Origin of the sequence: Rufibacter radiotolerans, assembly GCF_001078055.1 — a bacterium.
Lineage (GTDB): Bacteria > Bacteroidota > Bacteroidia > Cytophagales > Hymenobacteraceae > Nibribacter > Nibribacter radiotolerans.
Map to the genome: position 1 here is coordinate 4,059,799 of NZ_CP010777.1, position 18,242 is coordinate 4,078,040.

12 protein-coding genes are annotated in these 18,242 nt (G+C 54.2%); 3 read left to right on the forward strand and 9 right to left on the reverse strand.

All coding sequences use genetic code 11. The features are described 5' to 3' along the window. Positions 1 to 535 precede the first annotated feature (535 nt). From infB to TH63_RS16535, 5 genes are all read right to left on the reverse strand, one after another. Entirely contained in the window at positions 536 to 3,772 is a 3,237-nt protein-coding gene (gene infB / locus TH63_RS16515) for a translation initiation factor IF-2 (protein WP_048921922.1), read from the reverse strand. A gap of 170 nt (positions 3,773 to 3,942) precedes the next feature. Beyond that, complete coding sequence (nusA, locus tag TH63_RS16520) at positions 3,943 to 5,202, reverse strand: transcription termination factor NusA (RefSeq protein ID WP_048921923.1); 1,260 nt, start codon at positions 5,200 to 5,202, stop codon at positions 3,943 to 3,945. A 7-nt stretch (positions 5,203 to 5,209) separates the two neighbouring features. Then, positions 5,210 to 5,683: a ribosome maturation factor RimP gene (locus TH63_RS16525; protein ID WP_048921924.1), complete on the reverse strand. Its 474-nt coding sequence runs from the start codon at positions 5,681 to 5,683 to the stop codon at positions 5,210 to 5,212. A 307-nt stretch (positions 5,684 to 5,990) separates the two neighbouring features. After that, positions 5,991 to 8,153: a ferrous iron transport protein B gene (gene feoB / locus TH63_RS16530; RefSeq protein WP_082161769.1), complete on the reverse strand. Its 2,163-nt coding sequence runs from the start codon at positions 8,151 to 8,153 to the stop codon at positions 5,991 to 5,993. A gap of 3 nt (positions 8,154 to 8,156) precedes the next feature. Next, on the reverse strand, positions 8,157 to 8,390 hold the full coding sequence (locus TH63_RS16535) for a FeoA family protein (protein ID WP_231583493.1): 234 nt from the start codon (positions 8,388 to 8,390) through the stop codon (positions 8,157 to 8,159). A gap of 169 nt (positions 8,391 to 8,559) precedes the next feature. On the opposite strand from TH63_RS16535, the gene TH63_RS16540 reads away from it, so the two are divergent. After that, the gene (locus TH63_RS16540; protein ID WP_048921926.1) at positions 8,560 to 9,309 is read left to right on the forward strand and encodes a Bax inhibitor-1/YccA family protein; all 750 of its coding nucleotides are present in this window, start codon (positions 8,560 to 8,562) and stop codon (positions 9,307 to 9,309) included. 89 nt (positions 9,310 to 9,398) lie between these two features. On the opposite strand, the gene TH63_RS16545 is transcribed toward TH63_RS16540, so the two are convergent. After that, on the reverse strand, positions 9,399 to 11,876 hold the full coding sequence (locus TH63_RS16545; RefSeq protein ID WP_076606515.1) for a bifunctional UDP-N-acetylmuramoyl-tripeptide:D-alanyl-D-alanine ligase/alanine racemase: 2,478 nt from the start codon (positions 11,874 to 11,876) through the stop codon (positions 9,399 to 9,401). Between the two features lie 249 nt (positions 11,877 to 12,125). On the opposite strand from TH63_RS16545, the gene TH63_RS16550 reads away from it, so the two are divergent. Further along, positions 12,126 to 13,031, forward strand: a complete 906-nt coding sequence (locus TH63_RS16550; RefSeq protein WP_048921927.1) for an EamA family transporter — start codon at positions 12,126 to 12,128, stop codon at positions 13,029 to 13,031. A 66-nt stretch (positions 13,032 to 13,097) separates the two neighbouring features. Next, on the forward strand, positions 13,098 to 13,547 hold the full coding sequence (locus TH63_RS16555) for a hypothetical protein (protein ID WP_197088578.1): 450 nt from the start codon (positions 13,098 to 13,100) through the stop codon (positions 13,545 to 13,547). Between the two features lie 470 nt (positions 13,548 to 14,017). On the opposite strand, the gene gloA2 is transcribed toward TH63_RS16555, so the two are convergent. The 3 genes from gloA2 to TH63_RS16570 all read right to left on the reverse strand — a co-directional run bounded on the left by gloA2 (position 14,018) and on the right by TH63_RS16570 (position 18,169). Beyond that, positions 14,018 to 14,407 carry an SMU1112c/YaeR family gloxylase I-like metalloprotein gene (gene gloA2 / locus TH63_RS16560; protein WP_048921929.1) on the reverse strand — a complete coding sequence of 130 codons (390 nt, stop codon included), beginning with the start codon at positions 14,405 to 14,407 and terminating at the stop codon, positions 14,018 to 14,020. Positions 14,408 to 14,464: 57 nt separating this feature from the next. After that, a complete protein-coding gene (locus TH63_RS16565; protein WP_048921930.1) occupies positions 14,465 to 17,059 on the reverse strand; it encodes a DUF5686 and carboxypeptidase regulatory-like domain-containing protein in 2,595 nt (864 codons plus the stop codon). 246 nt (positions 17,060 to 17,305) lie between these two features. Further along, the gene (locus tag TH63_RS16570; RefSeq protein ID WP_231583494.1) at positions 17,306 to 18,169 is read right to left on the reverse strand and encodes a DMT family transporter; all 864 of its coding nucleotides are present in this window, start codon (positions 18,167 to 18,169) and stop codon (positions 17,306 to 17,308) included. Between the last annotated feature and the right edge of the window lie 73 nt (positions 18,170 to 18,242).

Consider the following 18,242-nt stretch of genomic DNA (forward strand, 5'->3'; position numbering starts at 1 on the left):
CTTTCTTCATCCCGCCGGGCGATAAATGCATTGCAACCAATCGAGTAGCAGCGGGCTCACCTGCCCCGCACCTGGCGGAGGGCCGCCACCGCGTAGCCCGAAGCATGGGCAGGGGCAAGCAGCGGCGGAATGAGTGGCAGTAGCCTAAGCTCCCAATGGAACAGAGGACGGTTGCCCGGTGGTACCGCGTAGAAGCCCCGCCTATCTGAGCGGCAGCGAGTTCGGGGCTTCTTGATTCTTTTGGTTACTTTTCTCATCAAGGAGAAAAGTGACAGACGCCAGCCGGGCGCCACTTCAGGCTGGAGGCTTGGCAGTAAGAGAATAGAGAGTAAAAGCGCAATGGTAGAAGGAGAAGCAGTTTCAGTCGTTGGCCCCTAGGAACACCAACAACGGCATAACACCAAAAACAGCGCAATGACTGTGCACACAGAAAAACCGTTTTAAGCCCGTTTTCGCCAAAACACCCTCAAAACAAAAAGCCTCTCCTTTGCAGGAGAGGCCTTCATTATAACACTAAATCTAGAGCGGCAGCTGGTTACAGCGTACGTTTGATCTCACGCTCTTCGTATGCTTCAATCACGTCACCTACGTTCAGGTCATTGAAGTTCTTGATACTGATACCGCACTCGTAGCCTTGTCTCACCTCAGACGCATCGTCTTTGAAGCGTTTAAGGGCCAGGATCTCTCCGGAGTGAACCACAATACCATCACGTACCAGACGTATTTTGGAGTTTCTGGTGATAGTACCGTCCGTCACCATACAGCCGGCAATAGTACCCACCTTGGTGATTTTGAATACATCCCGAACCTCTACGTTGGCCACTACCACTTCTTGTACTGTTGGTGCCAACATACCTTCCATGGCGTCTTTCACCTCATTGATGGCGTTGTAGATGATAGAGTACAGGCGGATATCAATCTGCTCGTTCTCTGCCAACTTACGCGCACTGGCCGAAGGACGTACCTGGAAACCAATGATGATGGCGTCTGAGGCCGAAGCCAGCATGACGTCTGTCTCTGAGATCTGACCCACGCCTTTAGACAGGATGTTCACCTGCACCTCTTCAGTAGACAGTTTCAGTAAGGAGTCAGAAAGGGCCTCTACGGAACCATCCACGTCACCGCGTACAATCACATTCAGTTCCTTGAACGTACCGATGGCCAAACGACGACCGATCTCATCCAGAGTAATGTGTTTCTTGGTCCGCATGCTCTGCTCACGCTGCAACTGCTGACGTCCTACGGCAATCTCACGGGCTTCACGCTCCGTCTCCATCACCTGGAACTTGTCACCTGCCTGCGGCGCGCCGTCAATACCCAATACCTGGATAGGCATGGAAGGTCCGGCGGTCTTATGGCGGCGACCCAATACGTCGGTCATCGCTTTCACCCTACCGTAGTGTGAACCAGCTACCAGAATATCCCCAATAGAGAGGGTTCCGGTTTGTACCAACACGGTGGCTACGTAACCGCGGCCTTTGTCCAAGGCGGCTTCAATCACAGTACCCACGGCACGGCGGTCTGGATTGGCTTTCAGATCAAGTAATTCTGCTTCCAGCAATACTTTCTCCAAGAGTTCATCAATGCCTTGTCCGGTTTTAGCGGATATTTCCTGAGATTGGTATTTACCACCCCACTCTTCTACCAGTACGTTCAACTGGGCAAGTTCCTCACGAATCTTGTCTGGGTTGGCGGCAGGCTTATCAATCTTGTTAATGGCAATCACAATAGGCACCCCGGCTGCTTGCGCATGGTTCAGGGCTTCCTTGGTCTGTGGCATCACGTTATCGTCTGCCGCTACCACAATAATAACCACGTCGGTTACCTTGGCACCACGGGCACGCATGGCCGTAAAGGCTTCGTGACCCGGTGTATCCAGGAAGGTGATGTTCTTACCGGTATCTGTGGTTACCTGGTAAGCGCCAATGTGCTGGGTAATACCTCCGGCCTCACCGGCGGTTACCTTAGAGTTTCTGATGTAGTCAAGCAAAGAGGTCTTACCATGATCCACGTGACCCATGATAGTCACAATTGGAGCGCGGTGTTTCAGATCCTCTTCGGCATCTACTTCTTCTACACCAATGTTCTCTTCGTCTTCAGACGTGGCAAACTGGATGTCATAGCCAAATTCATCTGCGATGATGGTGATGGCCTCGGCATCTAGACGCTGGTTGATGGACACGAACATGCCCAAATTCATACAGGTCTTGATCACTTCATTGACGCTCACGTCCATTAAAGAGGCAAGGTCATTGGCAGACACGAACTCAGTTACTTTTAGAATCTTAGATTCCAATTGTTCCTGCATTCTGCGCTCATCAGCGGCATCTGCCACGGCAGAACGTTTCTCACGACGGTACTTGGCGCGGTTACCTTGGTTACCACCTTTACCACCGCTCAAACGAGCCAGCGTTGCTTTAATCTGATCCTGGATTTCCTTATCCGTTAACTCAGCACGTGGGGCCGATGGGCCTCCCGGACGCTGGCCTGGTCCACCCGGACGTGGACCACCTGGTCCGCCACCTGGACGGTTACCCTGGTAACCACCGCCTCCTGGGCGTGGGCCGCCTGGTCCGCCGGCACCGCCTTGACGGTTAGCTGCCTGACCAGTTCCTAACGGACGGGTGCTGGTAGCTCTGTCACCCGCGCGGTGTGCCTGAGGCTGGTTAGGATTAGGGGCAGCTGCACCTGGAGCACCTGGTTTAGGCACTTCAATGCGCTTGCGTTTTTTCTTGTCTTGACCCTGGCCCTGGCCTGCCTGGCCTGGGGCACCTGGTTGGTTTCCACGACGACGCTCATCTGAGGAGGCTACCGGCTTACCGCCTTTGCCACGTCCGCCGCTTACCGGCAATTCTATTTTACCTAATACAGTTAAGCCTTTCAGCTGATCTGCCTGGGCTTTTATGGTTTCTTGGGGTGCTTCTGGCTCTGCGGCGGCCTCTGGTGCGGGCGCTGCCGGAGCGGCAGCGGCGGGCGCAGGAGTGGCTGGTGCGGGTGCAGCAGGAGCTGCTGGTGCCGGGGCAGCAGCCTTAGGGGCTTCTGCCGCAGGGGCCGGAGCCGCTGAGGGAGCTGGCGCAGCCGGAGTTACCGGAGCGGCAGCTACGGGTGCCTCAGGCGCTTTAGCCTCTGGGGCTTTTGCTTCTGCTACTGGAGCAGCGGCCGGAGCTGGCTGAGCGGGTGCCGGGGTAACCGGCTTCTCTGCCGCAGGGGCCTCTACTGGTTTTGCCGGAGCAACCGGGGCCTCTGGCGCTTCCGGGGCTTTAGCCTCAGGCGCTGGAGCAGTTACCGGAGCCGGGGCTGGGGCTGCTGCCGCAGGAGCGGGCGCCGGTTTTGCCGGAACCGGTCTGCCTTTGGCATCTAGCTCAATCTTGCCTAACACTTTAATGCCGGGCAGAGAAGCCGCTACCGGGGCGGGCTCTGGCGTAGCAGGTGCTACCGGGGCAGCTGGCTTAGGCGCCTCTGCCTGCGGTCTCACCTGGTTAGACTTGATGAGCATCTCCTGCTCGGGCTCTTGCTGGCGCTTAGGTTCAGCCTTAGGCTCTACCTCGGCGGGCTTTTTCCCGGGGATGTTCAGCTCTGCCGCCTCGGCCTTGGCCTGCATAGAGGAAGCAAACTCTTTCGACAGCATATTGAACTGCTCCGGGGTAATTTTTGAAGTAGGTTTATTCTCGACATCAACCCCCTTTTTCTCCAGGAACTCCACCACCGTGGAGGTACTGATGTTCAAGGTGGTTGCTACCTGTTTAAGCCTCATCGATCTTTCTTCTGACATGTTCAAATATGCTGTTATGATTTACTTTTTGTAGTTACTTGTTTCTTACTCATGAAAAGGATGGGCGGCCATGACGACTTCGCGTTTTTAACCTAATTCCCGGAAAACAGGCCCAAAACGGCTCCCATCCTTCCGGTCAGATCAAATAACCCGGCACATAAAGCGCACCACTAGTTGTTGTTGCTTTCTTCTGAATCGAACTCCTGGCGGATAATGTTGAGCAAGTCTTCCACGGTTTCTTCTTCCAGTTCCGTCCTGCGCACCAAATCCTCCTTGCTGACGGCCATCACGCTGCGGGCTGTATCCAGACCAATACGCTTCAGTTCGTCAATAACCCAGGCCTCAATCTCATCAGAGAACTCAGTCAGGTCAATATCTTCTTCAAATCCTTCGGTTTCACGGAACACGTCAATCTCCAGACCCACCAGCTTACTGGCAAGTTTGATGTTCTGCCCGCCCTTACCAATAGCCAGTGATACCTGGTCTGGTTTCAGGAACACAGAGGCGCGCCCGCTTTCCTCGTTTATCTTGATGCTGCTGATCTTGGCAGGGCTCAACGCCCGCTGGATGTACAGCTCCATGTTGTCTGTGTAGTTGATCACGTCAATGTTCTCGTTCTCCAACTCCCGCACAATGGTGTGGATACGTGAACCTTTCATGCCCACGCAAGCCCCTACCGGGTCAATGCGGTCATCATAAGACTCTACGGCAACTTTGGCACGCTCGCCGGGCTCGCGCACAATTTTTTTGATGGTGATTAAACCGTCAAAAATCTCAGGCACTTCGCCTTCAAACAAACGCTCCAGAAACTGCGGAGAAGTACGGGAAAGAATGATCTTGGGATTACCGTTGATGATCTCTACGCGCTGCACTACCGCCCGCACCACGTCACCTTTGCGGTAACGGTCTTTGGGGATCTGCTCAGACTTAGGAATCAGAAGCTCGTTGTCTTCTGAGTCCAGAATCAACACCTCGCGGTTCCATACCTGATAGACCTCGCCGGAGATGATCTCCCCTACCTGGTCTTTGTATTTTTGGTACAACAGGTCTTTCTCCAGGTCTTTCACGCGTTGGATCAAGGTCTGGCGGGCGGTTAACACGGCTCTGCGGCCGAAGTCTTCCAGCTTGATCAGCTCAGAAACCTCTTCGCCTACCTCAAAGTCGGGCTCAATCTTGCGGGCCTCAGACAACGGAATCTTGTCATCGTCCCAGATATCCTCTGAGTTATCATCCACGATCTCGCGGTTACGCCAGATTTCCAGGTCACCTTTCTCTACGTTCAGGATGATGTCAAAATTCTCATCTGTCGTCCATTTCTTCCGGATCATTGTACGGAATACGTCCTCCAAGATCCGCATCATGGTAGGGCGGTCTATGTTCTTGAACTTCGCGAACTCCGCAAACGATTCGATTAATATTGAACTATCCATGTCTTTCTTATTTAAAAGAGATTACAATCTGCGCTTTCACAATGTCTAGGTAGGGCACTTTCACGGGCTCCTGCAAAGACACCTTATGTTTCTGTTTTACCTCTTCGGCAAATAAAATTCCGTCTTCTAGTACTTCCTGCAGCACGCCCACTTTCTCGGCGCCGCCAGCCAGAGTAATTTTAATGTTGCGACCTACGTTCTTGGCAAACTGGCGAGCCTCTGTGAGCGGGTAGTCAACGCCCGGCGAGGAAACCTCAATGGAATACTCCATGTCTTCGCCGTACACTTCCTCAATTCTCTTGGACACCCGGCGGCTGATCTTGGCGCACTGCTGGATGGTAATGCCCTGGTCGCCATCTGCTAGGATAGTTACCTTGGGCCGCACCGGCGTGTCAGACACGTGCACCGACACCAGGAACAAGTCCGGTTCCGGCAACGCTTCCTGCGCAAAATCTGCTATTGTTTTCTGGTCTAAGGCCATTCGCGATCTGGGTAACAAATAAAAAGGGGGACTCTCTCGTCCCCTCCATTTCACTTTAATCGCACAAATGTACAAATAAATCCACTGAAACACAAGCAACAGCGCAGGATGAACCGTAGAAGTTGCTGGAAAAATAATTTTCTAGGGGAGGAAGCCCCGGGACAAAAGCCCGCGGCGAAGCGCATCTGCCTATAAAGAAACGGAGCCCAGCACCCAATGGTTCACCGGAGGCCCGCTTACGGCTTGACCTATTCAAAGAGTGCGTTTTGGGCCTGTTTTCTGAAAAACAGGCCCAAAACGGGAAGTTCTAGGAGAACAACCTGAACACCAGAAACGCTGACACATAGGCCAGGCCGGTCATGTAAACCAGTTGCATGATGGGCCACTTCCAGCCTTTGGTCTCGCGGTACACCACGGCCAGGGTACTCATGCACTGCATGGCAAACACGTAGAAGATAAGCAGGGAGAACGCGCGCGCCGGGGTAAAGAACGGCTGCCCGAATTCGTCTTTCTGGGCCATCAGCTTCTCTTTGACGGTGGCAATGTTCTCAGAATCGCCTACGCTGTAAATGGTGGAAATGGTACCCACAAACACCTCACGGGCGGCAAAGGAAGTAAGCAAGGCAATACCCAGTTTCCAGTCATAGCCCAGCGGCTTGATGGCCGGCTCAATGAACTTGCCAAACTGACCAGCATACGAGGCCTCCAGTTTTTGCCCGGCAATATGCGCGCTGGCATCTGCCTCATTCAGGTTCAAGGTCTTTAGCTCTGAGGTAGCGCGGGCTTCTGCTTTTTCCATAGAGCTGCCCGGACCGTACGAAGACATCACCCACAGGATGACGGAGATAGCCAGAATCACTTTACCAGCCTGAAATACAAACGCTTTTACTTTCTCTACAATGGTAAGGCCCACGTTTTTCCAGCGAGGCATTTTATAGGTAGGAAACTCCATGATGAAGTAGCTCCGCTCCTTGGTCTTGAGCACCCACTTGAGCATGGCCGCCGAGAATATAGCCGCCAGGAACCCAATCAGGTACAGGCCCATGAGCACCAGGCCCTGCAGGCTCAGGAAACCCAGGAAATAGGTCTCCGGTACCACCAGTGCAATCATGATGGTATAGATGGGCAGACGCGCCGAACAGCTCATGAGCGGCGTCACAAAGATGGTGATCATGCGGTCTTTCCAGTTGTCAATGGTGCGGGTAGCCATAATAGCCGGCACGGCGCATGCCACGCCCGAGATCAGCGGCACCACGCTTTTGCCATTGAGCCCGAACTTACGCATGATCTTGTCCATGAGGAACGTGACCCGCGCCATGTAACCGGTTTCCTCCAGCACGGCAATAAAGGCGAACAAGAGCGCAATCTGCGGAATGAAGATCAGGACGCCGCCCAGACCGGCCAGCACGCCGTCGGTGAGCAAATCCACCAGCGGACCATCGGCTTGGGTATGGATCCAGGCGTTGAGTGTGGCCACCCCGCCGTCAATCAGGTCCATGGGGTAAGCCGCCCAGGCGAAGATGGCCTGGAAGATCATGAACAGCACGCCAAAGAAAATGAGGTAGCCAAAGACCTTGTGCGTAAGCACCTGGTCAATCTTGTTGCTGATCTGCTCGTTGTTTTCGGCCTTGGTCACGCGCATGGCATCCAGCAACAACGTGTTGATGCGGGTGTAGCGGTCAATGGTTTCGGCGGCCTGCTGCGCGTTAGACTGAAACCCGTATTTCTTTACTAGATCAGCAATGTAGGCCTTGTCATCCTCAGAGAGGAAAGACAGTTTCTGGTATTGGTGGGCGTAGTGCCAAGCCAGATAATCATTGCTCAGCTCAAAGTAGTAGCGTATCTGGCGCACCATCACCAGCAGGTCTTCGGGTATCTTAAAGAAGGTGGGCGTGGTTGCCTCCAGCTGCTGGGAAAGCAAAATCTTGAGGGCTGCTATGCCGCCGCCGGTACGGGCATTCACCGGCACCACGGGCACGCCCAGTTCTTGCTGCAGTTCGGCTATGTCTATCTTTACGCCGTGCTTCTCGGCTACGTCCATCATGTTCAGGGCCAGCACCGCCGGAATCTTCAGGTCGGCGAGTTGGGTGAAAAGCAGGAGGTTGCGCTTAAGGTTAGAGGCATCTGCGGTGATGATGAGCACGTCTGGGTAAAACGCGGACTTCTTATCATGCAGCAGGTCAATGATGACCTTTTCATCCAGTGATTTCGGGTACAGGCTATAGGTGCCGGGCAGGTCAATGACCTGGGCCCGAAGGTTGGGCGTGAGGTTAGTGAGGCCCGTCTTCTTGTCTACCGTTACCCCCGGAAAATTCCCTACCTTCTGGTTGAGGCCCGTTAAGTGGTTGAACAGAGAGGTTTTCCCGGAGTTCGGGTTCCCGATGAGGGCAATCTTGGCAACGGCTGTACGGGGCGTGCTGGTAGCGGGACGCGGAACGGAGGCAGGAGCCGGAGCAAGAACTTGGGACATAGACTAAGCCTTTAACTTGATGGTAGCAGCTTCGTCTAAACGCAGGGAAAGGGTGTAATCGTTCACAATGATGGTAATGGGATCGCCTAGCGGGGCTCGGCTGTTGAGTTTCACCTCTTCGCCCGGAATACAGCCCATCTCCAGCAGTTTCAAAGACATATCAGGGTCGGTGAGGCAACAGATAATGCCCTTCTCCCCTATCTTCAGATCCCGCACGCTCTTTTGGTCTTTCTGCACCTGTCTCTGCTTTATTTAGACTTGTTATAAACAACCGCAAGGTACAAGGTGTTCCTTTTGAATCCAAAAAGTTAGACAGGTTTAACTGGGGAACCTTCATGAACGCGGCACATTTATTGTATTTGCCGTATTTGTTCCCTAATTTTCCTGTAAAACCAACCAAAAGAGCATGTCACTGTTCACTTCCAATAACCCTGCCCTCAAAGAAGAGACCTTCACAGAACTGGCGCATACCGAGGCCTACGCCGGACCTACCATGACCCTGAACGGCACCATCGCCAAGACGGCGGCCCTGTTTGCCATTGTGGTAGGGTTTGCGGTTTTTTCCTGGGATCTATTCTTTTATATGGGAGTGCCGCTGCCTTACCTCATTGCTATTCCGTTGGTAGGGGTGGGCCTGGCGTTCCTGATCACGTTCAAGAAACACCTGGCTGCCTACATTGCCCCGGTGTATTGCGCGCTGCAAGGTTTGTTTTTAGGCGGAATTTCTGGTTTGCTAGAATCTAAATTCCCCGGCATAGCTAACCAAGCCATGCTGCTGACGCTTACCATCTTTGGCAGCATGTTGCTGCTGTACAGTACCCGCGTGATCAGAGCCACGGAGCGGTTCAAATCCATCATCATCACCGCCACCTTCGGGATTTTCTGCTACTACATGCTTTCCTGGGTACTGATGTTGTTTGGCGTGGAGATGGCGCTTATCCATAGCAGCGGCTGGGCCGGTATCGCGTTTAGTGTGTTGGTAGTGATCATTGCCGCCATGAACCTGATCTTGGACTTTGATACCATTGAGCAAGGCGTTGGAGTAGGTGCCCCAAAGTACATGGAATGGTACTCGGCCTTCGGCCTGACCGTGACGTTGATCTGGCTTTATATTGAGATTCTACGTCTGCTGTCTAAGATCAATAGCCGTAACTAGAACTCATATTTTATTAAAACAGAAAAGCCCCGGTCAATGCCGGGGCTTTTCTGTTTTAGGCCTGTTTTCCTGAAAACAGCCCCAAAACGCTACTCATTGTAAAACACCCGCTTCACCCGCGTACTCACATTGGTGAGCAGTTCATACGGGATGGTGCCAATGCGGGCGGCCAGTTCAGTGAGCGGCAGTCCTTCCCCGAAGATGAGTACTTCATCATCGGCGCGCACGTCCAGGCCGGTCACGTCTACCATGCACATGTCCATGCACACGTTGCCAATGATAGGCGCGCGCTGGCCATGGATGAGCACCTCACCCACCCCGTTCCCGAAGCGGCGGTCATACCCATCGGCGTAGCCAATGGCGATGGTGGCGGTCTGCTTGTCTGTGTCTGCCACGCCGCGGCGGCTGTAGCCTACGGTGTCTCCGGCCTTGATCTGCTTTACTTGCGAGACGGTTGTCTTGAGTTGTCCCACGGTTAACAGGCTGCCCTGGTCACTGCCACTTGACTCAACGCCGTACAGGCCAATGCCCAGGCGCACCATGTCAAAGGCGGCCTCCTCGCCAAAACGTACAATACCTGCTGAGTTAAGGATATGCTTGGTTACCGTGTAGCCCAGGGATTTCTCCACCCGTGCAGCCATCTGTGTGAATTGGGCAATCTGCTCGCGGGAGAAGTCATTGTAAAGCGCCTCATCGGCGCCCGCCAGGTGACTGAAGACGCTTTGCACCCGCACGTGCGGCATCTGGTCCAGCACGGCAAGGGCCTCCTCCAACTCAGCGGCGTCAAAGCCCAGGCGGTGCATGCCGGTGTCTAGCTTTAAATGGATGCGGGGCGTTTTAGGGGTCTTTTCCGGAAAATAGTCCAGAAACCGGTGCAGCAGATCGGGCGAATAGATCTCGGGTTCCAGGGCGTATTGCTCCATCTTCAGGAAACTGTCGGCACTGGGGTTCATGACCATGATGGGCAATGTAATGCCGTGCTCGCGCAGGGCTACGCCTTCATCGGTGTACGCCACGGCCAGGTAATCCACCCGGTGGAACTGCAGCAGGTTGGCAATCTCATAAGACCCCGCGCCATAGGCGAAGGCCTTGACCATGACCATGATCTTGGTCTGGGGCTGCAGCCGGGAGCGGTAGTAGTTGAGGTTGTGCACCAGAGCATCAAGGTTCACTTCCAGCATGGTGCCGTGCACCTGCTGCTGCAGGGCGGCCACAATCTTCTCAAACTGGAACACGCGGGCGCCTTTCACCAGAATGGTTTCCTGCCGGAACGTCTCGGGGCGCAGCTGGCCCAGGAAGGAATCGGTGCCCAAGTAAAACTCGCTGCCCTTGGGGAACAGGTCCTGGTGGCGGGTAATGATGTCTCCTATGCCAATGACGCGGTCCACGCCGCGCGCGGAAATCTCCTGCGCCACCTGCTGGTAGAGCGCCTCTTCTTCCATGCCGGCCTCCAGTAAATCTGAGAGAATGAGTGTTTTTCGGCCGCGCCGGGCCTGGTGGGCCAGCACATCCAGAGCAATGCGAAGGCCAGCCACGTCATTGTTGTAGGTATCATCTATGACGTAGCAGCCGTTGATGGCTTCTTTGCGTTCCAGGCGCATGGCCACGGGCGTGAGCCGTTCAAAGCGCGAAGCCATCTGCTCGGGCGCCACGCCTAGGTACAGCAGCGCGGCTAGGCAATGCAGGGCGTTTTCCAGGGAGGCCTCGTCTGAGAAGGGCAGCGTCAGGTCCTGGCCGTGGCCCTGGTAATGGAACCGGATTTTGGTTTTGCGCTGCCGCATCTCCAGCACTTTTACCTGCACATCGGCGGCCGCCGAAGGAAGTTCTGCCTTGCTCCAGGTAAACCCGGGCAGGCCGGCTTTCTGGATGGCGTAGTGCACCGGCACCTGGTCGGCGCAGTAAATGAGTTTGTCTACGTGGGTAAAGAGCCTGAGCTTTTCCTGCAGTTTCTGGTTGCGGTTCTCAAAGCCCTCGTCATGCGCTGAGCCTAGGTTGGTGAAGATACCGAGAGTGGGTTGCAGCACATCGGCGAGTTTCTCCATCTCCCCGGGCCGGGAAATGCCCGCTTCAAACACGCCCACGGTGTGGCTCTCGTTGATTTGCCACACGGAGAGCGGTACCCCAATCTGGGAGTTATAGCTGCGCGGACTTTTCACCACGCGTTCAGACACGCTCAGCAGCTGGGCCAGCCATTCCTTGACAATGGTTTTGCCGTTGCTGCCGGTAATACCAATAACGGGCAAGGTAAATTGGCGCCGGTGGTAGGCGGCCAGCCGCTGCATGGCCTCAATGCTGCTGCTAACTAGCAGAATGTTGGCTTCGGGGTAAGCGGCTAGGTCCATAATGCCGGCGGCGTCTTCCACCACAAACTGCCGCACGCCTTGCGCATACAGCTCGGGTAGGTACTGGTGCCCGTCATGGAACTCGCCCCTAATAGCGAAGAACACCGATGAGGCGGCGTTGACCAGTTTGCGGCTGTCGGTGACCAAGTGCTGGACCGGATAGTTGGCTTTCCACTGGGCCAGGGTGCCGCCCATGACGTGGGCTATCTCTTTGAAGGTAAACATAGGCTCTTACAAGTAGTAGTCAAATATACGAGAGATGCCTATACCCTGCACCTTCCCGGCTTCGGGTGCCGCATAACCAGAGTTTTCCTGTTTTCGGCCTGTTTCCCCAAAAACAGCTTCAAAACGCCCCACTCTTGCCAGAAGCGTTCTTTCTTAGTAACCGCATGCTGCTTTTCAAGGACAAATCAACGCAGATTAGGCAGTGGGGCGGGCAAGGGTTACCTTTGCGGCTCAGAAAATATTTTTGTTGTGAAGTTGAATCGTTACCACGGCGCGGCCATCAGTGCCTTTTTAATATGGGGCTTTATCCCCTTCCCGCTCAAAGCCCTCACCGACTTTCCGGCCAGCCAGATTCTGTATTTCCGGATTCTGGTCTCGGTGCTCACGCTTTTGGCCATTTCCCTGACCACGCGCCGGCAGCAATGGCAGGAAACCCTGCAGTTATTCAAAGGCCAGGCCCCGAAGGAGCGGAAGCGTTTTGTGCTGTTCACGTTTCTGGGCGGCGTGTTGCTTACGGTCAACTGGCTGGCCTTCATTTACGTGGTGAACCATGTTGACATCCAGACGGGGTCTTTCTCCTATCTGCTGTGCCCTATTCTCACGGCCTTTCTGGGCTATCTTTTATTGCGGGAGCAACTGCGCCTAAACCAATGGATTTCTATTGGCCTAAGCCTCATGAGCTGCCTGTTAGTGGGTACCGATTCGCTCTATAACCTGCTGTTCAGTCTGCTCATTGCCGCTTCTTACGCGTTCTATTTGATCACGCAGCGCCTCATGAAAGACTATGACAAGATTGTGCTGCTCACGTTGCAACTGCTGCTGGCGTTCCTGTTCATCGGGCCTAGTTACCCATGGTTCGTGGGCGATTCGGCGCAGCCAATCACGGTTCATTTTGCCGGACAGATTGTGCTCTTGAGCTGGGTGTTCACGGTGCTTCCGTTATTTCTGAACCTGTATGCGCTCAAGGAACTGAAATCTGCCACGGTGGGCGTGCTCATGTACCTGAACCCCATCATTAATTTCACCATGGCGTTCCTGTACTTTGGCGAGGTGGCCAGCCAGCAGAAGATTGTAGCGTATTTTGTGATCTTCCTGTCGGTGATTTTGTACAACCTGCCCATTGGCAAGAAAAAAGAGGCAGAAGCTTCTATTTAAGTAAAAGCCGGTGCAGCCTTTGGCTTCGTTTTTGACTCTTACCTGTAAGAATTTATGTGTATGTCTATGAAATCTCTTCCCGTTCTTGTCTTCGCCAGCCTTGTGCTCATGGGCTGCGCCCACACCGAAAACCTGTCTTCTGAGCAGACGCCTCAGTTCTCGGCGCCGTTTACCCTGGCCCTGGAGAAACCGGTAACGGTGGGCAACCTGGTGGTGAAGCTGCAGAAAGTAGAGGACAGCCGCTGCCCCATGAATGCGATGTGCATTCGGCAAGGCTCAGCTATCACGTACCTGCAATTACAGGACACCCGTGGCAACGAAGCCACCAAAACCCTGTACCTGGGCGACGCCCTCCCCGCCCCCGACAACCGGGGCATGCGCTCTGCCGATACCGTTCTGGTTTCCATGGGTCCGCGGCAATACCAGTTGATTTTGTCTGAGGTGCAACCCTATCCTAATACCGCCAATACTTCTCCGGCGGAGAAAACAGCGAAGATAGAGGTGAGGGCGTTGTAGGTTGCTTTCGCGTTAAGGCAGTATGTTTTCCTGCTTTAGCTAGCGTGATGGCCGCTTTTGCCTGAGTCCTTATGCTTGGTTGTTTCATGGTTTCCCTCCGAGCGCTCACTGCCGCGAGGCCTCGTCTTTCCCCCTCGCACTGCCCTTGCGGCCGCTTTGCCTTCTTCTCTTAGCTAGAGTTATCACAGGGCCACAAGCGAGGCGCTCAGAGTAAAGACTGGAAACAGGGAAGGCGTGGGAAGGAGGTATTTGTCCGGAAGGCGTTCTAAGCACGTTTTTCGAAAAACAGGCTCAAAACACTGCTCCGCTCATTAAGCGCAGACTCTCCCCTTGAGGGGAGCGCAGAGGGGTGTTTACACAGGAGAGCACGTATTCCGTCCCCCTTTGAAGGGGGTAGGGGGACGACGCACTCCTGCAGAGCAATTCCGTTTCCAGCCCGTTTTCTCTAAAACACCCTCAAAACACGCTATCTACAGCTCATACAATTCCAACGGCAAACCGTCCGGGTCAGAGAAGAAGCAGAAGCGTTGGTTGGTGTGTTCGTCGGTTCTGATTTCCTGCACAGGCACTCCCGCATGGATTAGGTCTTGCCGAGCGGCTTCTACGTCTTTCACCGCAAAGGCCAGGTGACGCAGGCCGGCGGCCTCAGGGAAGGAAAGGCGGGCGGGGACCTCGGGGAAAGAGAACAACTCTAATACGTACACGCCGTTCAGGGCCAGGTCCAGTTTGTAGGAGTCTCTCTCCGGACGGTAGATTTCCTGGAGCACCGTGAGGCCCAGCACCTGGGTGTAAAAAGCCTTGGAGACGGCGTAATTGGAACAGATGACCGCTATGTGATGGATGTTCTTTAACTGAAGCATGTGTTGCAGAATTATAAAAACCGGTGGCTCTTTCTAAATACAGGAAGCACTTACGCCCTAAAACCCGAAACCTACCCGAATGCCGGAGCTTACTTTCTCGCGCTCCTGGAAACCGGTCACAAAGTCTACCCTGAAGATTTTGAACAGGTGCTCCAGCCCTACGCCCACCTCCAGGTAATGCCCCGAGGCTTGGGTATGGAGGTAATTCACGCTGCCCACTTCCTGCCATTTTAGTTTGCGCACCAGCGGCAGCTTGTTCAAAATAAAGCCGTTGAAATGGTGGCTGTAGTGGCCCTCAAAGAAGGTTTTCTGGGTGCTGTAGCGGTAATAGTCAAGTAACTGGAACCCGCTGAAGTCGCCGGACAGAATGGTGCGGTTGCCGGAGAAATGCCGAAAATCCATGAAATACAGTTCCTTTTTGCGCAGGAACGAGCCCACGTTGATGGTATAGTTACTGGTTCCCAGCAGCCCCAGCGCCAGTTCGTCCTCTACTCCTACGGTCAGGAAATCATAGTCCACATCGCTGCCCAAAAGCCCAGAGATACCTTTTTTATACACCAGGGTGAAGGTGGGCCACTCAGAACCCAGGTTGATTTTACGGTCTGGGTGGGAAATGTATTCGGCCCCGGGCCGGAAAGCCAGACCAATGGTGGCCGTGAGCGCCTGATGCCGCGGGAAAGCGGTACTGCCCACTTCGGCGTTAAAGGGATCATTGGGGGTGAAGGTTTTAGTAGCTCGGTCCCGAACCACGTAGTCTGCGGTATTCTGAAGCATGTCGCGCTGGGCGTACTCCATCTCAAACATGGCGGCCAGGCCGTTCACCAGTTCCCGCCGGTGCCAGCCGCGCAGAAAGGTTTTCTGGTAGAGCTTCATGTAATTCTCTTCCACCAGCAGCGTGTATACCGTGTTGATGAACGGGGTGATGGGCTCGTTGGCATTGAACTGGCTTACAAACCTACCTCCCTCAAAGCCGGCGGAGCGGCGGCGTACCATGTCATAGTTGTAGGAGGCCGACAGTTTGGCCTGCGGCTTTTCATTGCTGAACCCGTAGCGCAACGTAGGCGTGATGGTGTAGCTGCGGCGGTCTTCAAAACGTTTGGTGTAGCTAATGCGCAGGTTGGCCACTAGCCCCTCTACCGTGTTGTACTGCCAGATACGGGTTATGGGGTCCAGGCTGAAAGTGGTGCGCTCAAAGGAGTTCTGGTAAGAGTAGCCGGTGAGCAGCAGGTTAGACACGCCCAGCTGGTTGTTCTTTTTGTCTATGGAGTCTTTGTAGGGCTTGGAGTCTTTGATGACCTGCAGGCTGTCTTTCTCATGGTAATCCACCACTTCTTCCTCGGTTAAAGGCACCGGGCGCACCTCGGCCCAGTAGGAACTGTCCTGGGTATTGGCTTCTTTCTCAATGAGCAGCACCTCCTTTTTCTTGAAGAAATCGGCATCTGGGACCCCATCGGCGGGAGCGGATTTCTGCTGGGCCTTGCGCTCTTTCCTGCTGAGTTTCACGGCAGGCGGAGTCACAGCCACCGGCGGAGAAACTACCGGAGCCTGAGGAGCCGGCGTTGTTGGGGCGGGGGCCGGTTCCTGCTTCACAAAAGAGGCGGGTTTTACGCGGTACTTGCTGTACACGGCCATGAAATACCCATTGCCTTTAAAGCCGTAACCCTCTACGTCAAACGTGAATTTCTGGGACTGCAGCACCCATACGTTTCCGGCCGCAGGCGTGAACTGCTGGGTAATGCGCAGGGTGTCTACAAACTCAATCTGTTGGTCTTTGGTCACGTACAGGTTCAGGCTTTGCAGGCGCCAGGAACCATCTACAATGTAGAGGTAACCGGTCACGGCGGGGTCATTCTTGCGTTTGGGCGTGACTTTTATGCGGTGAATGAGGTGTCCGTTGTTCTGGTTGCTACCCATGAGCTCATACTTGTAGAAGAACATGGCGTTGCTGGCCAGCGGCGAAACAAACCCACGCTCGTTCACGCCCTTGGCCTTGACCAGGTTCTGGTAGAAGTTCACGTTGAATTCAGAGGCCTGGTTAAAGCTGAAGGCCCGACTGTTGCCACTCACCTTAGAGGAAATCATGCGTTCGCGGTACTTGTTGGGCTGCATGAAGTTCAGTTCAGACACCGACTCTGACAGATACAGAATACCCGGCTTGAGGCCCGCCGGCACTTTAATGATGCCCATGATCCGTTTAGGCATGTTCAAGAGCCGTTGCAGTCCTTTCACGTAGACCTGGGCCGTGTAGGCCTGCACCTCTTTGAGGTGGTATTCGCGCTTGGCGATGGCCTGCTGCATGATGCCGTAGGCCGGGTCTTTGCCGCTGAGGCTTACCCGCACCTCGTTGAGGTTATAGACCTCGGGAAGGAGCTGCACGTTCAGCACCAGGGGCGTAGGCTTCTCTTCGTCAAGTATCTCAATGGTCTTAGACTGGCTTTTATAGCCCACGTACTGGAACACCACGGTGTGCTTGCCGGGGTCTACGTTGAACTGGTAATTCCCCTGCTCATTGGTGGTAGAGCCCACGGTAGAACCCAGCAAATACACCGTCGCGAAGGCTAGGCCCTCCCCTTTTTCATCGGTGACTTTGCCTTTCACAATGCCCGCCTGGGCCGTGCCGCCCAAGAGACAAAGGAGGCAAAGCAGAGACATCAGTATTGGCCTTGAAGCAAAAGAAAAGAGAAACGGAAAAGGCATGAACGAAGGGTTTGACAGCATAACGAAAGATCCTTCGGGTTGGGTATAGGCCTTTATAGAGAAAACGCAATATTCTAAACAGCCCTGCCTCTGAGGGAAGAGAGGCCTGTTTCTTCCCCTTAAAGGTAAAAAGAAGATGCCCTATGAAACAAAGCCAGCGGGCGTTTTGGGCCTGTTTTCTTAAAAACAGGCCCAAAACGCTTACTTGGTGGCCAGGGCGGCCTCCTGTTTCCGAAGCTTTCTGCTGTACTGCATGTTGAGCAATACCCCCAGTAAGACCAGCGCAATGCCCAGGTAAGAATAGAAATGGAAGGTCTCGCCAAAGAACACAAACCCCAGCCCCAGCGCGTAGAGAATGCCAATATAGTTGAGGTTAGCCACCCGCGCCAGCTTCTCGATCTGATAAGAACGGGTCATGAAATACTGCCCCAACTGGGTCAGAATCCCCGTCAAACCCAACCATATCCAGTCATCGCCCCGCAGGGGTACCCAGTCAAACAGGCAAAAGATAGCTGCCAGTGGCAAGGACACCAGTGGGAAGTAAAACACGATCACCAGCGGGTGGTCTGTCTCGCTTAATTTACGCACCGAGTTATACGCCACCCCCGACAGGAATGCGCTGCCAATGCCAATGAGCAGGTAATACCATGAAATGCGCGTGTCTACCCCTTCAATCACCAGCACCCCGGCAAACGACACCAAGAAAAACACCCACTGCCACGGCGTCACTTTCTCCTTGGCAATGAACACCCCCAGCAAGGCCGTGAAAATGGGCGCCAGGTATTGAATGGTGACCGCCCCCGCCAGCGGAATATTCTGGAGCGTGGTATAGAACATGAGCAGCGAGAAGCCGCCGGCCAACCCGCGCGTAATCAAAATGCTCTTCCGGTTACCCCACGGCGAGATATTGGCCCGCCTGATCATGGCGTAACTGAGCACCAAAGAGATCATAGACCGGAACAGCACCACTTCCATAGGCGGCAAATGCGACAGAAACTTCACGCATACGTTCATGAAGGCAAAAAAGAACGTAGAAAGCAGCATAAACTGCACTCCTTTGGTCATAATGGTAAGCGGTAAAAATATGTGGCTGCAAAGGTCGGGCATAATAGGTTAGGAACCGAAAAAACTCTGGTTT

What these genes read in the sequence shown, in the direction of transcription:
- TH63_RS16555 (WP_197088578.1), top strand. Translation starts at nt 13,098, where the DNA reads ATGAAATCTCTTCCCGTTCTTGTCTTCGCCAGCCTTGTGCTCATGGGC.
- feoB (WP_082161769.1), bottom strand. Translation starts at nt 8,153, where the DNA reads ATGTCCCAAGTTCTTGCTCCGGCTCCTGCCTCCGTTCCGCGTCCCGCT.
- TH63_RS16565 (WP_048921930.1), bottom strand. Translation starts at nt 17,059, where the DNA reads ATGTCTCTGCTTTGCCTCCTTTGTCTCTTGGGCGGCACGGCCCAGGCG.
- gloA2 (WP_048921929.1), bottom strand. Translation starts at nt 14,407, where the DNA reads ATGCTTCAGTTAAAGAACATCCATCACATAGCGGTCATCTGTTCCAAT.
- infB (WP_048921922.1), bottom strand. Translation starts at nt 3,772, where the DNA reads ATGTCAGAAGAAAGATCGATGAGGCTTAAACAGGTAGCAACCACCTTG.
- nusA (WP_048921923.1), bottom strand. Translation starts at nt 5,202, where the DNA reads ATGGATAGTTCAATATTAATCGAATCGTTTGCGGAGTTCGCGAAGTTC.
- TH63_RS16545 (WP_076606515.1), bottom strand. Translation starts at nt 11,876, where the DNA reads ATGTTTACCTTCAAAGAGATAGCCCACGTCATGGGCGGCACCCTGGCC.
- TH63_RS16525 (WP_048921924.1), bottom strand. Translation starts at nt 5,683, where the DNA reads ATGGCCTTAGACCAGAAAACAATAGCAGATTTTGCGCAGGAAGCGTTG.
- TH63_RS16540 (WP_048921926.1), top strand. Translation starts at nt 8,560, where the DNA reads ATGTCACTGTTCACTTCCAATAACCCTGCCCTCAAAGAAGAGACCTTC.
- TH63_RS16570 (WP_231583494.1), bottom strand. Translation starts at nt 18,169, where the DNA reads ATGACCAAAGGAGTGCAGTTTATGCTGCTTTCTACGTTCTTTTTTGCC.